16 protein-coding genes are annotated in these 16,086 nt (G+C 63.8%); 8 read left to right on the top strand and 8 right to left on the bottom strand.

The features are described from left to right. The first annotated feature begins 141 nt into the window (after window positions 1-141). Complete coding sequence (locus tag EN845_RS14865; RefSeq protein WP_127871707.1) at window positions 142-981, top strand: SDR family oxidoreductase; 840 nt, start codon at window positions 142-144, stop codon at window positions 979-981. A gap of 66 nt (window positions 982-1,047) precedes the next feature. Here EN845_RS14865 and EN845_RS14860 read toward each other — a convergent pair whose 3' ends face one another. Both EN845_RS14860 and EN845_RS14855 read right to left on the bottom strand, forming a co-directional pair. Then, window positions 1,048-1,665: an MOSC domain-containing protein gene (locus EN845_RS14860; protein WP_127871708.1), complete on the bottom strand. Its 618-nt coding sequence runs from the start codon at window positions 1,663-1,665 to the stop codon at window positions 1,048-1,050. Window positions 1,666-1,670: 5 nt separating this feature from the next. Then, window positions 1,671-2,414 (bottom strand): TetR/AcrR family transcriptional regulator, encoded by a 744-nt coding sequence (locus tag EN845_RS14855; protein WP_245511746.1) that lies wholly within the window; start codon window positions 2,412-2,414, stop codon window positions 1,671-1,673. Window positions 2,415-2,429: 15 nt separating this feature from the next. On the opposite strand from EN845_RS14855, the gene EN845_RS14850 reads away from it, so the two are divergent. From EN845_RS14850 to EN845_RS14840, 3 genes are all read left to right on the top strand, one after another. Beyond that, complete coding sequence (locus EN845_RS14850) at window positions 2,430-2,852, top strand: hypothetical protein (protein WP_127871709.1); 423 nt, start codon at window positions 2,430-2,432, stop codon at window positions 2,850-2,852. Between the two features lie 5 nt (window positions 2,853-2,857). Beyond that, window positions 2,858-3,274, top strand: a complete 417-nt coding sequence (locus EN845_RS14845) for a glyoxalase/bleomycin resistance/extradiol dioxygenase family protein (protein ID WP_135907115.1) — start codon at window positions 2,858-2,860, stop codon at window positions 3,272-3,274. A 117-nt stretch (window positions 3,275-3,391) separates the two neighbouring features. Beyond that, window positions 3,392-3,958, top strand: a complete 567-nt coding sequence (locus EN845_RS14840) for an isoprenylcysteine carboxylmethyltransferase family protein (protein ID WP_127871711.1) — start codon at window positions 3,392-3,394, stop codon at window positions 3,956-3,958. 20 nt (window positions 3,959-3,978) lie between these two features. Here EN845_RS14840 and EN845_RS14835 read toward each other — a convergent pair whose 3' ends face one another. From EN845_RS14835 to ettA, 3 genes are all read right to left on the bottom strand, one after another. Then, window positions 3,979-5,100: a beta-ketoacyl-ACP synthase III gene (locus EN845_RS14835; RefSeq protein WP_127871712.1), complete on the bottom strand. Its 1,122-nt coding sequence runs from the start codon at window positions 5,098-5,100 to the stop codon at window positions 3,979-3,981. Window positions 5,101-5,217: 117 nt separating this feature from the next. After that, window positions 5,218-5,988, bottom strand: a complete 771-nt coding sequence (tam, locus tag EN845_RS14830; protein WP_127871713.1) for a trans-aconitate 2-methyltransferase — start codon at window positions 5,986-5,988, stop codon at window positions 5,218-5,220. Between the two features lie 47 nt (window positions 5,989-6,035). Further along, the gene (ettA, locus tag EN845_RS14825; RefSeq protein WP_127278582.1) at window positions 6,036-7,685 is read right to left on the bottom strand and encodes an energy-dependent translational throttle protein EttA; all 1,650 of its coding nucleotides are present in this window, start codon (window positions 7,683-7,685) and stop codon (window positions 6,036-6,038) included. Window positions 7,686-7,941: 256 nt separating this feature from the next. On the opposite strand from ettA, the gene EN845_RS14820 reads away from it, so the two are divergent. Beyond that, the gene (locus tag EN845_RS14820) at window positions 7,942-9,228 is read left to right on the top strand and encodes a GGDEF domain-containing protein (RefSeq protein WP_127871743.1); all 1,287 of its coding nucleotides are present in this window, start codon (window positions 7,942-7,944) and stop codon (window positions 9,226-9,228) included. A 45-nt stretch (window positions 9,229-9,273) separates the two neighbouring features. On the opposite strand, the gene EN845_RS14815 is transcribed toward EN845_RS14820, so the two are convergent. Next, window positions 9,274-10,281 carry a ribonuclease gene (locus EN845_RS14815; protein ID WP_127871714.1) on the bottom strand — a complete coding sequence of 336 codons (1,008 nt, stop codon included), beginning with the start codon at window positions 10,279-10,281 and terminating at the stop codon, window positions 9,274-9,276. 185 nt (window positions 10,282-10,466) lie between these two features. On the opposite strand from EN845_RS14815, the gene EN845_RS14810 reads away from it, so the two are divergent. The 3 genes from EN845_RS14810 (at window position 10,467) to EN845_RS14800 (ending at window position 14,320) form a co-directional block, all read left to right on the top strand. Then, entirely contained in the window at window positions 10,467-11,399 is a 933-nt protein-coding gene (locus tag EN845_RS14810; protein WP_127871715.1) for an alpha/beta hydrolase, read from the top strand. Between the two features lie 99 nt (window positions 11,400-11,498). Further along, window positions 11,499-12,674 (top strand): CaiB/BaiF CoA-transferase family protein, encoded by a 1,176-nt coding sequence (locus EN845_RS14805; RefSeq protein WP_127871716.1) that lies wholly within the window; start codon window positions 11,499-11,501, stop codon window positions 12,672-12,674. Continuing rightward, the gene (locus EN845_RS14800; protein WP_127871717.1) at window positions 12,671-14,320 is read left to right on the top strand and encodes a thiamine pyrophosphate-binding protein; all 1,650 of its coding nucleotides are present in this window, start codon (window positions 12,671-12,673) and stop codon (window positions 14,318-14,320) included. Before EN845_RS14805 ends, EN845_RS14800 begins: the two co-directional genes overlap by 4 nt. A gap of 133 nt (window positions 14,321-14,453) precedes the next feature. On the opposite strand, the gene EN845_RS14795 is transcribed toward EN845_RS14800, so the two are convergent. Together EN845_RS14795 and EN845_RS14790 are read right to left on the bottom strand one after the other, a co-directional pair. Then, window positions 14,454-14,897 (bottom strand): CHRD domain-containing protein, encoded by a 444-nt coding sequence (locus EN845_RS14795; RefSeq protein WP_127279293.1) that lies wholly within the window; start codon window positions 14,895-14,897, stop codon window positions 14,454-14,456. A 203-nt stretch (window positions 14,898-15,100) separates the two neighbouring features. Beyond that, on the bottom strand, window positions 15,101-16,072 hold the full coding sequence (locus EN845_RS14790) for an ABC transporter substrate-binding protein (protein ID WP_027160663.1): 972 nt from the start codon (window positions 16,070-16,072) through the stop codon (window positions 15,101-15,103). Window positions 16,073-16,086: the final 14 nt, after the last annotated feature.

Raw genomic sequence — 16,086 nt, 5'->3', positions numbered from 1 at the left:
TTGTTCTGCGGGAAAGCCCCGAGTTCAAAAAGATTCCCCTCGCCTCTGGAAAATCACCGGACAGGCCGTATATGCCCGAAAGCGGAGAAGCCTCCGCTTCCATCCAGAAATTGCGCCCGCAGGGGCAAGGGATTCCACATCATGACATCAAAGGTTTGGTTCATCACCGGATCGTCGAAGGGCTTTGGCCGCGTATGGGCCGAGGCCGCATTGGCGCGTGGCGATCGCGTTGCCGCGACCGCCCGTGACACAGGCACGCTCGCCGATCTCGTCGAAAAATACGGCGACAACATCGCCGCGCTAAAGCTCGACGTCACCGACAAGAAAGCCGTCGATGCCGCTGTCGCCGAGGCACACAAGCGCTTTGGCCGGCTTGACGTCGTCATCAACAATGCCGGTTACGGCCATTTCGGCGCCATCGAGGAAGTCAGCGAGCAGGAAGCCCGCGACCAGATCGAGACCAATGTGTTCGGCGCGCTGTGGGTCACCCAGGCAGCCCTGCCGATCATGCGGGCGCAGCGGTCCGGCCACATCATCCAGATCTCGTCGATCGGCGGCGTCAATGCCTTTGCCTCGCTCGGCCTCTACCATGCCTCGAAATGGGCGCTGGAAGCCTTCAGCCAGTCGCTAGCCATCGAGGTCGCGGACTTCGGCATTCATGTCACGCTGGTCGAACCGGGCGGTTTCTCCACCGACTGGTCGGGAGCATCGGCCAAGGTCTCCAAGCCGATCGAGGCCTATGCGCCTGCCCGCGCCAAGATGGCCGAGCGCCGCGCCAACTCGGTTGCCGGCGACCCCGAGGCGACAGGGCCGGCGATGCTGGCCATCGTCGATGCGGTCGAGCCGCCGCTGCGGGTATTCTTCGGCGATGGTGGCCTGCCGATGATACGCCAGGAATACGCCAACCGCCTCGCCACCTGGGACAAGTGGGACAACGTTTCCGTCATGGCGCAAGGCGCCAACAAGAACCGCAAGGGCTAAGGCCCGACGCTACTGCTACGCCGCTCATCGGCGGCGTAGCCCTTCGGCCACGATGCGAACGCGCGGCTACCCCTGATAAATCCACTGCTCCGGCACCCGCGCCGAAATCTCTTCGCCGGACCTGATCGTTCCCGGCTTCTCAACCCAGGCAACGACACCACGCAGCCGCTTGGCCACTTTCGGAAACAACAGTGCGCCGGCTTCGATGTCGGCCATTCCCGAATTTTCAGCGACCGATCGCCCGGCGATGCGGCATGGCCCGTTCTGGGCGTCGACCTTGAGGGTCACGCCATCCCTGAAGAACAGCAGCGTGCCGGCGGGCAGCATCGACAGATGCGGCACGCCTTCGATCACCAGATTGGCGCCGATCCATTCCGGCTTGATCTGGGCCAAGCCCATCCGTTCGGCAACAATGGCCAGTTCGTCCGCTGCAACGATCGACAGCTGCCGCTCGTTGCGCATTTCGGTGCCGCGCGGATACCAGGGTTCGCGCCCGCCCGAGCGCCGCGTCGGCCCGGCGTGGAAATCGCCCGAAATACCGTCGAAGCCCAGCCGCAATTCGTCCACCGGACGCGTCTGGAAATGATCCGCCGGCGCGACATAAAGCGCTGCCGCGCGGGCCGGCAGCTTCCTTGCCGGGATGATTTCGACCGGCTTCTCGGCTTCGGGAAAGAGATCCAGCATGGGCTTCAATCCTTGGATGACGCGCCTTGGTTTTGCCCTTCGGCCGGCAAGGCCGCAAGAGCGGTTTGGGCCAAAACGCGCAACTCTTCGGCCGACGCACCGTCCCGCGCCTGGATCGACATGCCGTTCATGACGCCTGCAATATATCTGGCGAAGTCTTCGACGGAGAGGTTTTGAGGCAAGTCGCCTTCTGCCTTGCCGTTGGCCAGCCGCGCCGCGATCGCCGCTTCGCTTGCCTTGCGGTAGGACCTGAGTTCATCCGCAATGGCTTGTGCCTGCGGTGAAGCCGCCAGGGCGCCGCTGACGAAAAGGCATCCACCAGGCTTGCCGGGCCTGGAATAGGCCTCCGCGGCGCCCATCAGCAAGCGCCGCAGCGCCTCCCCCGTCGACACCGGCGCGCTCAGCGCTTCCAGCGCGAAGCCTATCTCGGTCTCGTGGTAGCGCATCAACGCCTTGCGAAACAAAGTCTCCTTGTCGGTGAAGGCGTTGTAGATCTGTGGCGGCGTCAGCCCCATCGCTTCGCGCAGCATGGCCAGCGACGTCGCTTCATAGCCATGCTCCCAGAAAAGATGCATCGCGGCATCGAGCGCCCGATCGGGGTCGAATGCGCGCGGCCGGCCGCCGCGTTGCTTGTCCGAATTTTCCATAGTGATCGATACGAAACCTGTTGACTCACCTTTCCTACATAACATATCAATTGATACGAAACTTGGCAAACCGGAAGATGACCTCCCGGTGAGGCCGTACAACCGAGGAGAGAAGCAATGCCGATCACCGTGACCGCGCCGGAAGCCGTCCTGACCCCAGCAGGAGAGCGCGAAATCCTGCCACGCCTGAGCGCTGCCCTCATCGAAGCCTCCGGCGCCGCCGGCAATTCATTCTTCACCGCGATCGTCGGCGGCACCGTCCACGTCCTGCCGGCGCGCAACATTTATGCCGGCGGTGCCAACCGGCCAGTCGTCATGGTCGAATTGAAATTGCCCAATATCGGCCTTGGCTCCGTCGAAGCCCGCGAGACCTTCATCACTGCCGCCGCCCGAATTGTCGGCGAACTCTGCGTACCGGGGCACAAGCCGGAAAACACCTGGATCAACATCGTCAACGCGCCCGACGGCGGCTGGGGCATCGGTGACCGGCAGTATACAGGCGACGCGCTGATCGCGGCCGCTACCGCCGCCGCGCATTGACGAACATGCGGCTCTCCCCTTCGCTGTTCTTCACCACCAACTGCGAGCCTGCGCTGGCCTTCTACGAACAATGCGGCCTTGGCCGGGGAACGATCCTGCTGCGCTGGGGCGACAACAATATGCCGGTGCGCACCGAGGCCATGCGCGGAAAAGTCCTGCATGCCCGCTTCGAAGGTCCGGGTGTGCTGTTCCACGCCTCGGACAATGACGACGCGGAGCCGATGAAGGGCTCCGCCATGATGCTCGAATTCGACGGGCCCGCCGCGGCCCCAGAGGTTTTCGCCCGCCAGGAGCTTTTCGCACGCATGGCCGAGGGCGGCCGCATCACCGTGCCCTTTGCCCGGCAATATTGGGGGACCAGCTTCGGCATGCTGGTCGACGCCTTCGGCGTGCAGTGGATGTTCAGCTGCTCCAATGAATAGACGCCGGTCGCTGACCGCCTCGATCACGACCTTCTTACCGAAACCCGGCGCCGCGCCGCATTGCCGCCGAGCTGCGCCGGCTTCATGGTGAAGTCGAGATCGTCGACGGAGGTTCTCATGCGTCCCGGAGCGGCGATCGCAGCGCTTTGGTTGATCTGGGTGGTCACATGGCTCGCGGCTGCCCTATGGGCCGATCCGGCCCAAAAGCGCGTCACCATCGGGGCGGAGGCTCGCTATCGCGTCTTCTGGCTGGCTGGCACCGTCCTGCTGTTCGTTCCAGCGCATGGCTATGAGGGCCGGCTGAGATTGTGGACGCCGACCCTTGCCGAAGCCTGGGCCTGCGTTGCCCTGATCGCGGTCGGCATCGGCTTCGCGTGGTGGGCGCGTATCCATCTCGGGCGGTTGTGGTCCGCCACGGTCACCGCCAAGGCGGAGCATCGCGTGGTCGACACGGGCCCCTATCGCCTGGTCCGGCATCCGATCTATACCGGGCTGCTGCTGGCAGTGCTTGCCACGATGGTCGCGAAGGGCACGATCTGGGGCATTGCGGGCGCGGCCCTGCTCATCATCGGCGTCGTCGTGAAAGCCAGGCTGGAGGAGCGTTTCCTGCGCGACGAACTCGGCCCGGCCTATGACGACTACGCCAGGCGGGTGCCGATGCTGGTTCCCTTCACGCCGGCCTGACGCGGCGCGGCGTCCTCCATTCAGAGCATGCGCAAAAGCGCGCCACCGATCGAATATCCCGCGCCGAAGGCACAGATCAGGCCGAAATCGCCTGGTTTCATGTCGGCATGGTTCTCCGACAGCGCGATGATGGCGCCGGCGCCCGCCGTGTTGCCGAGCCGCTCCAGCACCATGGGTGCGCGGTCATGGCCGACATCATGGCCGAATGCCAGTTTCAGGATCATCGCATTCATGCGCGCATTGGCCTGGTGCAGCCAGAAGCGCCTGATCGCCTCCGGCGTCAGCCCGTGTTCGGCGAGGAATTCGACGATGAATTTGTGCCCGGCGACGGTGACTTCCTTGAACACCTTGTTGCCGACTTGCTTGATGAGATTGCCCTCCAGGTCGATCCTATAGGGATCATCCTGGGCAGTGCGGGTGTGATAGCCCAGATTGGTGCGGATGTTGTTCGACATCTGCGTCCAGAGGCGCGTGTCCAGCACCTCGAAGCGGCCTGGCCGCCTCTCGCCCTGGGTGAGCCCCTCCACCACCATCGATACCGAAGCGTCCCCGAAGATGAAGTGCGTCTGCCGGTCACGGAAATTGAGATGGCCGGTGATGATCTCGGGCGTGGTCACCAGGATGCGCTTGTGGGCGCCCGAGCGGACCAAATTGACCGCCATGTGCAGCGCCGCCGCCGCTGACGAACAGCCAAGCCCCATATCGAAGCCGGCACCCCGTGTACCCAGCGCCTCCTGCATTTCGATGGCGATCGCCGGATATGGCCTCTGCTGATGCGAGGACGAGCAGATCACCAGATCGATGTCCGACGCCTCGATGCCGGCGTGCTCGATCGCCTTCCCCGCCGAAGCGACGCCGAATTCCGCCTGCAGCGAGAGCGCGTCGTCCGGGCGCGCCGGAATGCGCGGCGCCATGCGGGTCGGGTCCAGAATGCCCTCCCGTTCGATCACGTGGCGGGCGCGCACGCCCGAGGCATGGACGATGAAGTCGGCATCCGATTTCTGCAGCAGCGTCTCGCCGGCAGCCTGGCGCCGCGCGTTCTCCGTGTCGACCCAGGCGTTGAAACTGGCGACCAGTTCCTCATTCGTGATGACAGGCTTGGGGATTTCGGCGCCGATGCCGCTGATGATGACGCGATGCATGTTTCAGTCCGTCCCATCCGCGGGCGATGCGGCTTCATGTGGGCGCCGAAACGCTTCGGCGCAACACTTTTCTCATCAGGCCGGTTTACGCCGGATTAAACTAGGATTTACGCGAGTCTATCCAGCCCGTTTGGCGACAATGAAAAGGCGGGGGAACCGCAGCAGCACCTTGCCATCGGCGGTCTTCGGATAGGCCTTGGCAATCTTGGCCGTGTAGCTGTCGAGGAACAGCTTGCGCTCGTCCGCGTCCAGCGGATCGAGGAACGGCTTCAGCCCTGTGGCCTTGACCCACTCGACGATCGCCTCGGCGTCGGCCAGTGGATGGTTGTAGATGGTGTGCCAGATGTCGAGCCGAGCGGACAGCGGCGACAACAGGTCATAGTAGAACGATACCGGCGGCAGCGGCGCACGCGCCGCCCCCTGTATCCTTGCCGCGAAAGGCGCTTGCGCGGCGGTTTCCCGCATCAGGCGGTGCGAATCCTCGCCCAAATTGTCGGGCATCTGGATCGCCAGCGCGCCACCGGGCGCCAGAAAAGCCATCAGCCGCTGGAACACCGCCGGATGTTCAGGCAGCCACTGGAAGACGGCGTTGGCGAAGATGACGTTGACCGGCGCGGCCGGCTGCCATGTCGCCGCATCGGCGAGGTCGAAGCTGACATTGGGCAGGCGCGCCCTCGCCTTTTCGATCATGTCGGGCGAGGTGTCGAAGCCGCTCACTTGCGCATCCGGCCAGCGCTCGACCAGAAGTTCGGTCGAATTGCCCGGCCCGCAGCCGATATCGACGACCCGGCGCGGAAAGTCGACCGGCACCTGTGCTGCGAGGTCACGCGCCGGCCGCGTGCGTTCGTCCTCGAATTTCAGATATTGGGCGGCGGACCAATCAGCCATTTGAGCTCTCCTCGTATCCCAGAGAAATTCGCCGCCCAATCAACCCCTTACCGCGTCAGCCGCTTGTGCGTCATGCGGTGCGGGGCCGCCGCTTCCGCGCCCAGGCGGCGCAGCTTGTCCTTCTCGTATTCCTCGAAATTGCCCTCGAACCATTCGACATGCGCGTCGCCCTCGAAGGCGAGCATGTGCGTGGCCATGCGGTCGAGGAACATGCGATCGTGGCTGATGATGACCGCGCAGCCTGCATAGGCTTCCAGCGCGTCTTCCAGCGCGCCCAGCGTTTCGGTGTCGAGGTCGTTGGTCGGCTCGTCGAGCAGCAGCACATTGCCGCCGCCCTTCAGCATCTTGGCGAGGTGCACGCGGTTGCGCTGACCGCCCGAGAGATTGCCGACCTTCTGCTGTTGGTCACCGCCACGGAAGTTGAAGGACGAGCAGTAGGCGCGGCTGTTGATTTCGTGCTTGCCGAGCTTGATGACCTCGGCGCCGCCCGAGATCTCTTCCCACACCGTCTTGTTCGCATCGAGTGCGTCGCGGCTCTGGTCGACATAGCCGAGCTTGACCGTCTCGCCGATGCGCACTGTGCCCGCATCCGGCTTCTCCTGGCCTGTGAACGTCTTGAACAGCGTCGTCTTGCCGGCGCCGTTCGGGCCGATGACGCCGACGATGCCTCCCGGTGGCAGCCTGAACGACAGGTTCTCGATCAGGAGCTCGTCGCCAAAGCCTTTGTTGAGGCCTTCGACCTCGATGACGACGTTGCCGAGGCGCTCGCTCGACGGGATGACGATCTGCGTATCGGTCGGCTTGCGGTTCTGCGACTGCTCGACCAATTCCTCATAGGCCTTGATACGCGCCTTGGACTTGGTCTGGCGTGCTTTGGGCGACGACTGGATCCACTCGCGCTCGCGCCAGATCGACTTCTGGCGGGCATCGTCCTCGCGGCCTTCCTGGATCAGGCGCTTGGCCTTGGCGTCGAGATATCTGGTGTAGTTGCCCTCGTAGGGAATACCGCGGCCACGGTCGAGCTCGAGGATCCAGCCTGTGACGTTGTCGAGGAAGTAGCGGTCGTGGGTGATGATCAGCACCGAGCCCGGATAGTCGCGCAGGTGCTTTTCCAGCCAGGCGGTGGTCTCGGCGTCGAGGTGGTTGGTCGGTTCGTCGAGCAACAGCAAATCCGGCTGTTGCAGCAGCAGCCGGCACAGCGCGACGCGGCGACGCTCGCCGCCCGACAGGTTGGTGACTTCAGAATCGGCCGGCGGGCACTGCAGCGCGTCCATCGCCATCTCGACCTGCTGCTCGAGATCCCACAGATTGAGCCGGTCCATCTCGTCCTGGAGCTTGGCGGACTCATCCGCCGTCTCGTCGGAATAGTTCATCATCAGCTCATTGTAGCGCTCGATGATGGCGGTCTTCCTGGCAACGCCGTCCATGACGTTTTCCATCACGGTCTTGCTGTTGTCGAGCTGCGGCTCCTGTGCCAGGTAGCCCACGGTCGCGCCCTCGGCCAGCCAGGCCTCGCCCTGAAACTCCTTGTCGAGCCCGGCCATGATGCGCAGGATCGTCGACTTACCCGAACCGTTGGGGCCGAGGATGCCGATCTTGGCGTCCGGATAGAAGGACAGATGGACGTTATCGAGCACCTTCTTGGTGCCATAGGCCTTCGACAGGCCGGACATGTGATAGATGAACTGGCGTGCCACGCGCGCTTTCCCTGAAAAACTGACTGGATTTGCCGAATTGAATGGAGGTTGGCCGCTATGTAGGCGATGCGGCGGCGAACGGCAATCGCTTTTGCCACATCGGGCCAACCACACGGGCAAGTGTGCACCGGCAGCCAAGTTTTCAACCGGTCGATGGCGCACGGAAATCTCCGGTTAACCCTTCCGCGTCAAAACAGAATCGGTTGGAATCGCCGGCTTGCCGCGATTTCCAGAGAGAGAGATCGGATCGACGGCATTGCTGAACAGTTTCCTGCTCCTTGCCGAAGCGGTCGTCTACTTCAGCGTCATGGTGACGCTTTTCCGCTTCCGCAAGCGCATCGGCCTCGGTGTCTTCGTCTGCGCGCTCGGCGTCATGCATTTCCTGGAGACCTATCTCGCCAGCGTCTTTTACGTGGCCCTACCGTTCGGCATGGTCTCGCCAGGCTCAGCGGTGCTCTTTTCCGGCAAGCTGGTGATGCTCCTCCTGCTCTACATGAAGGAAGACGCCGCCACCGTGCGCCAGCCGATCTACGGCCTGCTGCTCGGCAATGCGCTGATGATCGGGCTGGTGCTGCTGCTTCGTCTGCACGCCATCGCGCCGCTGCCGGACGGCCGGCTCCCCGACATCGGCTTCATCGACGAGATGGGCTGGCTGATGGTGTGGGGCACGACGCTGCTGGTCATCGACGCCATCCTGATCATTCTGCTCTATGAAAAGCTTGGGCGCACCCTGCGCAAGGCACAGTTCGCGCGCATCCTGATTTCGGTCGCCTGCGTGCTCACCTTCGACCAGGCCGGCTTCTTCACCGCGCTGCATTTTGTTGCCGGGGCGCCGATCGCGGTCTTCTTCGGCGGCTGGTTCGCCAAGATGGCAGCGGCACTGACTTTCAGCGCCATGCTGGTTGCCTACCTCAAATGGTTCGAGGTCCGGGACGTCCAGATGCCGCGTGGGCTGACCGACATTTTCGAGACCCTGACCTATCGCGAACGCTACGAAGCGCTGGTCGAGCATGTCGGCCGCGACGGCCTGACCGGCCTGTTGCACCGCGGACGCTTCGACGCCGATGGTGAAGCCGCCGTCCAGGCCAGCCTGCGCACGGCGAAGCCGCTCAGCCTGCTCATCGTCGACGTCGACCACTTCAAGTCGATCAACGACCGTTTCGGCCATGCCGAAGGCGACAAGGCGCTGAAGGCGGTCGCAACCGTACTTTGCGAGGCGGCGGGCGCCGAGGACCAGGTGTTCCGGATCGGCGGCGAGGAATTCGCCATACTGAGTTCGCGTCCGCATTCCGTCGCCAGGCTGTTTGGCGAAAGCGTCCGCACCGCGCTCAAGGCATCGGCCGCCACCAGCCGGTTCGAACTGACCGTCAGCGCCGGCGTTTCCACCGTCAGCGAAACGACGCACTGCCTGGCCGACCTGTTCGCGCTCGCCGACCAGCGCCTTTACAAGGCGAAATCGACCGGACGCGACCGCGTCGTCGGTGAACCTGGCGGGCATGAGGCCGACGCCGCCATTGCCTGGACCAGGTCAGCCCAGGTTTAGCCCTATCCGCGACAGCCGCGCCGACCGGAAGCGGCGATCCCGTCCTTACTGGAACCCGATCGCGTCGACCGTGCCGGTCGGGCAACCGGCCTTGTTGGTCGGCACCGAGGCCAGCAGCAGGTCCTTGAGCGAACTGTTCGGGCCGATCGGACCGGCAAGGCCGAGTGTCAGTTCGCCGATCAGCCGCCGGCCGTTCGACGGATCGATGACGCAGGACACCCGCACCCTGTCGCCTGCTCCCGCGCCGAAGGCCTGGTCGAAAGCACCGCGAATCTGGTCCGCCGTCAGCTTGCCACCAATATTTTTGGCGAAGAGGTCGCGCACGGGCGAGCTGTTGACCTCGCGCATCAGATGGAGGGCGTCGGAAAAATACTCCTGCTGGCTTTTGCCATAGCAGGTGCCGTGCTTGATCCATTCATGCCGTTCCAGCTTCGAGGCGGTGCCCGGCATCACCTTGTCCAGCTCCGCGCGGGTGTCGGCATCGAGGTTGACCGGCGGCAGGTCCTGCCAGTGGGCCGGATTGTCATTGGCCTTGTCGCTGGCCGAAGCCTGGCAATAGAAATTGCCGTTCGGCTGAGGCCACAGACCGTGCAGCGTGAAATTGGTGGCATCGAATTCGCCAGGATTTTGCGCCTTGCATTCGGTCTTGTTCGACTTGGTCTCGCAAAAGGCCGGCTGCCAGCTCAAGGCGAAGACATATTCGGGTTTTCCCGAGGCGGCGGGCTTGCCTTGCCCACCCGGTGCCGCCGGCACCGTCGCCGCGCTGCTGCCCGAAAGGTGGCCGCAACTCACCTTCACCCAACGGCGCTCGGGATCGGCGCCCGGCACCTGGATGAGATAGTGGGTCGGCGTGTCCTTGTTGCCGGCAAGCAGTTGATAGGTCTGTCCGGCATCGGTCGAGACATTGCCGGGGTTCTTGCCGTTCTTGATCGCCTGCGTCGCCGGACAGGCAGCATCGGCCACGAAGGTGCCGCTCATCTTGACGTCGGCATGCGCCGCGCCCGCCAGCGACCCGGCCAACAAGGCCAATCCGAAAACAACAGCAATGCGCATGGAGAATCCCCTGCTGGAAAGTGGGCGACAGACTGAAGCTGTCTCCATGTCAGAATTGCGATATTTTGCAGGCCCGTGGCAAGAAAGATCGTCGCGGAAAAGCCGGCAGGCCAGATTGACGCAAATCTGGCACCGGCGCACACGTTGGACATGACAAAGGCGGAACCAGGGGGAGACCGGCCGGCATGCCATTCAGCCAGCAGCGCGTGGTTCGCTCGCCGACCGGCGCAGACCTCAATCTGTTCGTCCGGCGGGCCGACAGCCCTGCCCGTGCGGTCGTCCAGATCAATCACGGCCTGGCCGAACATGCCGCCCGCTACGACCGCTTCGCCGGTTTCCTGGCCGCCCGGGGCTTCCATGTCTATGTCCATGACCACCGTGGCCATGGCGCGACCAAGGCGCCCGACGCCCCGCTGGGCAGATTCGCCGACAAGGACGACCCGGCCAAGGTGATCGCCGATGTCGACGCCATCCACGATCTCATCGCCCGCGAGCAGCCTGACCTGCCGGTAATCCTTTTCGGCCATTCGATGGGCGCGTCCGTGGCGCTGAACTACCTGTTACGCCATTCCGGGCGCATTCATGCCGCGGCGATCTGGAACGGCAATTTCTCGCAAGGCCTGCTCGGCCAGGTGGCTCTCGGTATCCTCGCCTGGGAACGGATGCGGCTGGGCTCCGATGTCCCGTCGCGCCTGCTGCCGAAACTCACCTTCCAGGCCTGGGGCAAGGCGGTGCCCAACCATCGCACCTTGTTCGACTGGCTGTCGCGCGACGAGGCGGAGGTGGCGAAATACATCACCGATCCGCTCTGCGGCTGGGATGCCTCCATCTCGATGTGGCGCGACGTGGTCGCCATGGCGCTCAACGGCGGCAAGGATGCAGGCTTTGCCGCCGTTCGCCGCGACATCCCCGTCGCCATCGTTGGCGGCGAAAAAGACCCTGCCTCGGACTACGGCAAGGGGATCACCCATCTGGCCAATCGTATGCGTAAGATGGGCTTTTCGAATCTGGTTTCAAAGGTTTACGCCGACACCCGCCATGAAAGCCTGAACGAGGTGAACCGCGACATCATCATGGACGACTTCGCCAACTGGGCGGACAATGTCCTGAAGGCGTGACGGGTTGGCCCATTGCAAGGACCGTGACAGCCGCTGCCGGGCTTGCTAGAGGCACTGCTTTCGCGGCAATCACGGTGATTGCCGCAACCACGGTGATTTATGGCCGAACCCCCGCTGAAAGGCGTCCGCGTCGTCGAACTCGCCCGCATTCTTGCCGGCCCCTGGGCCGGGCAGTTGCTTGCCGATCTCGGCGCCGATGTCATCAAGGTCGAGAGCCCCGATGGCGGCGACGACACCCGCAAATGGGGTCCGCCCTTCGTCATGAGCCATGACGGCGAGAACCTGTCGGCCGCCTATTACCATTCCTGCAATCGCGGCAAGCGTTCCATCGCCATCGACTTCTCGACGCCGGAAGGCGCCGAGACGGTGCGCCGCCTGGTCGCGACGGCGGATGTGCTGATCGAGAACTTCAAGCTCGGCGGCCTGAAGAAATACGGGCTCGACTACGGCAGTCTGAAGAAAATCAACCCTCGCCTGGTCTACTGCTCGATCACCGGCTTCGGCCAGGATGGGCCCTATGCGCCACGCGCCGGTTACGACTTCATCATCCAGGCTATGGCCGGCATGATGTCGATCACCGGCGAGGCCGGCCGCGAGCCGCAAAAGGCCGGCGTCGCCATCTCGGACATCTTCACCGGTCTCTATTCGGTGATCGCCATCCAGGCGGCACTTCGCCATGCCGAACAGACCGGCGAAGGCCAGCACATCGACATGGCGCTGTTCGACACCCAGATCTCGGCCCTCGGCAACCAGAACCTCAACTATCTCGTCTCCGGCAAGTCGCCGGTGCAGATGGGCAATGCCCACATGAACATTGCCCCGTACGAAGTGCTTCCGGTCAGGGACGGCCACATCATCCTGGCCGTCGGCAATGACGGCCAGTTCGGCAAATTCTGCGCCGCCGTCGGGCTGGGCGATCTGCCGGTGAATCCCGATTTCGCCACCAATCCAGCTCGCGTCGCCAACCGCGTGGACCTTCGCGCACGCATCATCGAGGCGCTGAAGACCTGGGATCGCGATCCGCTGCTGGCGAAGCTCGAAGCCGCCAGCGTGCCGGCAAGCCCGATCAACACGATCGGCCAGATGTTCGCCGATCCGCAGACCATTGCCCGCGGCATGCGGCTCGACCTTGACGACGGCCATGGCAACCGCCTGCCGTCGGTGCGCGCGCCGATGGTGATGTCGGGCACACCGCTCACCTATGAACGCCCCTCGCCGCGTCTCGGCGAGCACACTGACGAAATCCTTGCGGAACTGGAGAAGTCTGGGAAATGAAGACCGGTGGACAACTGATCGTCGACGCCCTCGAAGCCAACGGCACCGACCGTATCTTCTGCGTGCCGGGCGAATCCTACCTTGCGGTGCTCGACGCGCTGCATGACTCCGCGATCCGCACCATCGTCTGCCGTCAGGAAGGCGGCGCCGCCATGATGGCCGACTGCCAGGGCCGGCTGACCGGGAAGCCCGGCATCTGCTTCGTCACCCGCGGCCCCGGCGCCACCAACGCGTCGGCCGGCGTCCACATCGCCATGCAGGATTCGGTTCCGCTGATCCTGTTCATCGGCCAGGTCGCCAGCCATGCCAAGGAGCGCGAGGCGTTCCAGGAGGTGGATTACAAGCGCTTTTTTGGCGACATCGCCAAATGGGTGGTCGAGATCGACGATGCCTCCCGCATCCCGGAATTCGTCACCCGCGCCTTCGCCGTGGCGACGTCGGGCAGGCCCGGCCCGGTCGTCATCTCGCTGCCCGAGGACATGCTGACCAGCGAGGTCGAGGCGCCGAAAGCACTTCCCCATACGCCGGTCGAGACCTATCCGGGCGAGGCCGAGCTCGGCGCGCTGGAAATGCTGCTGAGCAGCGCCAAGCGACCGTTCGTCATCCTTGGCGGCACGCGCTGGAACGCGGACGCCGTGGCGCGGATGCACGAAATCGCCGAGGCCTGGTCGCTTCCTGTCGGCTGTTCCTTCCGCCGCCAGATGCTGTTCGACCATCTTCATCCAAACTATGCCGGTGATGTCGGCATCGGCATCAATCCGAAGCTGGCGGCGGCGATCAAGCAGGCCGACGTCGTTCTCTTGATCGGCGGCCGCATGGGCGAGATGCCATCTTCGGACTACACGCTGCTGAAGAGCCCTTATCCCGACCAGGTACTGGTGCACGTCCATGCCGATGCTGGCGAACTCGGCCGGGTCTATCGCCCGACGCCGGCGATCAACGCCTCGCCGGCGGCTTTCGTCGAGGCTTTCGCCAAGCGCAAGCCGGCCGGAACGCCGGCCTGGGCGGAAGAAACGCCAAAGTTGCACGCCGCCTATCTCGACTGGTCGACGCCGCCGGAAAGCGGCCCCGGCCCGGTGCAGATGGGGCCGATCATGAATTACCTAGAAAAGGTACTGCCCGACGATGCCATCCTGACCAATGGCGCCGGAAATTACGCCACCTGGGTTCATCGCTTCCACCGCTTCCGCCGCTTCGCCACGCAAGGGGCGCCGACCTCCGGCTCGATGGGTTACGGCACGCCGGCGGCCGTCGCCGCCAAGGCGCTTTATCCGGAGCGCACCGTGGTCGCCTTCGCCGGCGACGGCTGCTTCCTGATGAACGGTCAGGAATTCGCCACTGCCGTGCAATACGACCTGCCGATCATCGTCGTCGTCGTCAACAACGGCATCTACGGCACCATCCGCATGCATCAGGAGCGCGAATATCCGGGCCGTGTGGTCGGCACCGACCTGAAAAATCCCGATTTCGCGTCGCTTGCCCGCGCCTATGGCGGCCATGGCGAGACGGTTGAGAAGACCGAAGACTTTGCGCCTGCCTTCGAACGTGCCCGCGCCAGCGGCAGGCCGGCGATCGTCGAAATCAGACTCGATCCCGAGGCCATCACGCCGACCCGGACGATGACGCAGATTCGCGACAAGAGCTGAAGGAACCGATCGGCTCCAAAGAAAAGGTGCTGCATTCCAAGCTGCCGATCTCCCCCCAGGTGGGGGAGATGTCCGGCAGGACAGAGGGGGGCGCTGTCCCGCCGGCCTTCAAGCGCGAGCGGCGCTCCGGACCCTACATCGCCTTTTCGATTTGGCCACGAATCTCGCCGTCCTTGTGGGCGGCCGTGTGCACGTTGACGTAATACTTGCCGGCCTCCAGGTCAGCGGCCTGCGCATCGGTCAACGTGGCCGACCCCTTGATCGGGCTCTTCAGCTTGCCTTTGAACGGGATCACGGGATCAGCGTTTTCACCCATTGCCGCCGGGCCGTGGATATGCGCGGCCACTGCCGGGCCACTGAGGCCGGAATACTTCACGTTCCAGCTGAGCTTCTTCTTGGTCGTGTCGAAGGTGAGAGTGGCCGTCCCCTTGCCTTTGGTGGTGACGGCCGGGCTCTGCTGGCCGCCATCGAGGGTCGCCTTGTATTTCACCATCTCGGCCATGGCCGGTGATGCGAACAGGAAAGCGGTGGAAATAGCGAGCGCCGATAGCGCCGGAAGGAAGGAGTGAGCGCGCATGAAGAACCTCCGATTGAATATTGAATAAAGCATGCGTCGCGGTTCCCCCGACGCGCGCATGCTTTATTGCAACGGATGGGCGGCGCAATGTATCCCTGCACACGGTTTTGTGATTGGAGCGCATGGAAAAGGGGCGGTCGCCCGCCCCTTTTGGTATCAGCCGTCAAACCGGTCGCAGGCGCTGTTGATCACGCCAGTCCGGCTTACTTGACCGCCTTGTCGGTAATGGCCGTGGTGTAGGCGCCGGTCGGCTCCTTGGTGATGATCTTCTGGTCGAGCAGCGCCTTGGCGGTGCGCTCATAGGTCGCCGGGTCGAGCTTGCCGTCGGCATTGTCGATCAGCTTGGCGACTTCGCTCATCATGCGCTTCTGGTGGTTCTCGTCCTGGCCACCGCCGTCCATGACGATCCCGGCAGCTTCGTCATTGTTGTCGACGGCGTATTTCCATCCCTTCATCGAGGCGCGCACGAAGCGCACCATCTTGTCCTCGAAGGCCGGATCCTTGAGCTTGTCTTCCGAGGCGTAGAGCCCGTCCTCGAGCAGGTCGTTGCCCATCGCCGAGTAGTTGAACACGGTGAGCTGTTCGGGCTTGTAGCCGGCGTCGATCAGCTGCCAGTACTCATTGTAGGTCATGACCGAGATGCAGTCGGCCTGCTTCTGGATCAGCGGCTGCACGTCGAAGCTCTGCTTCAAGACGGTGACGCCGTCCGGGCCGCCCTCGGTCTTGAGCCCGAGCTTGTTCATCCATGCGTAGAAAGGATATTCATTGCCGAAGAACCAGACGCCCAGCGTATGACCCTTGAAGTCGGCTTCGGTCTTGATCGGCCCATCCTTCGGGCAGACCAGTTCCATGCCGGCCTTCTTGAAGGGCTGGGCGATGTTGACCAGCGGCACGCCCTTTTCGCGCGCGGCGAGCGCGCCACCCATCCAGTCGACGATGACGTCGGCGCCGCCGCCCGCGATCACCTGCTCGGGTGCGATGTCGGGGCCGCCCGGCTTGATGTCGACATCGAGGCCTTCGGCCTCATAGAAGCCCTTGGCCTTGGCGACATAGTAGCCGGCAAACTGCGCCTGCGTGACCCATTTCAGCTGCAAGGTCACCTTGTCGGCGGCCATTGCCTGGAACGCGGCCAGCGACATCGCGCCGGCCAGAACTGGAATAATAAGTCTTTTCATTTTCTTACCCTCTG

It is taken from the genome of Mesorhizobium sp. M8A.F.Ca.ET.202.01.1.1, from assembly GCF_004791595.1.
In the GTDB taxonomy this organism is placed as follows: Bacteria; Pseudomonadota; Alphaproteobacteria; order Rhizobiales; family Rhizobiaceae; genus Mesorhizobium.
This window is presented reverse-complemented; position numbering and strand designations above follow the sequence as displayed.

Excerpts from the sequence above, each read along its gene's own strand:
- EN845_RS14865 (WP_127871707.1), top strand. The coding sequence starts at position 142 with ATGACATCAAAGGTTTGGTTCATCACCGGATCGTCGAAGGGCTTTGGC.
- EN845_RS14860 (WP_127871708.1), bottom strand. The coding sequence starts at position 1,665 with ATGCTGGATCTCTTTCCCGAAGCCGAGAAGCCGGTCGAAATCATCCCG.
- EN845_RS14850 (WP_127871709.1), top strand. The coding sequence starts at position 2,430 with ATGCCGATCACCGTGACCGCGCCGGAAGCCGTCCTGACCCCAGCAGGA.
- EN845_RS14845 (WP_135907115.1), top strand. The coding sequence starts at position 2,858 with ATGCGGCTCTCCCCTTCGCTGTTCTTCACCACCAACTGCGAGCCTGCG.
- EN845_RS14840 (WP_127871711.1), top strand. The coding sequence starts at position 3,392 with ATGCGTCCCGGAGCGGCGATCGCAGCGCTTTGGTTGATCTGGGTGGTC.
- EN845_RS14835 (WP_127871712.1), bottom strand. The coding sequence starts at position 5,100 with ATGCATCGCGTCATCATCAGCGGCATCGGCGCCGAAATCCCCAAGCCT.
- tam (WP_127871713.1), bottom strand. The coding sequence starts at position 5,988 with ATGGCTGATTGGTCCGCCGCCCAATATCTGAAATTCGAGGACGAACGC.
- EN845_RS14815 (WP_127871714.1), bottom strand. The coding sequence starts at position 10,281 with ATGCGCATTGCTGTTGTTTTCGGATTGGCCTTGTTGGCCGGGTCGCTG.
- EN845_RS14810 (WP_127871715.1), top strand. The coding sequence starts at position 10,467 with ATGCCATTCAGCCAGCAGCGCGTGGTTCGCTCGCCGACCGGCGCAGAC.
- EN845_RS14805 (WP_127871716.1), top strand. The coding sequence starts at position 11,499 with ATGGCCGAACCCCCGCTGAAAGGCGTCCGCGTCGTCGAACTCGCCCGC.
- EN845_RS14800 (WP_127871717.1), top strand. The coding sequence starts at position 12,671 with ATGAAGACCGGTGGACAACTGATCGTCGACGCCCTCGAAGCCAACGGC.
- EN845_RS14795 (WP_127279293.1), bottom strand. The coding sequence starts at position 14,897 with ATGCGCGCTCACTCCTTCCTTCCGGCGCTATCGGCGCTCGCTATTTCC.
- EN845_RS14790 (WP_027160663.1), bottom strand. The coding sequence starts at position 16,072 with ATGAAAAGACTTATTATTCCAGTTCTGGCCGGCGCGATGTCGCTGGCC.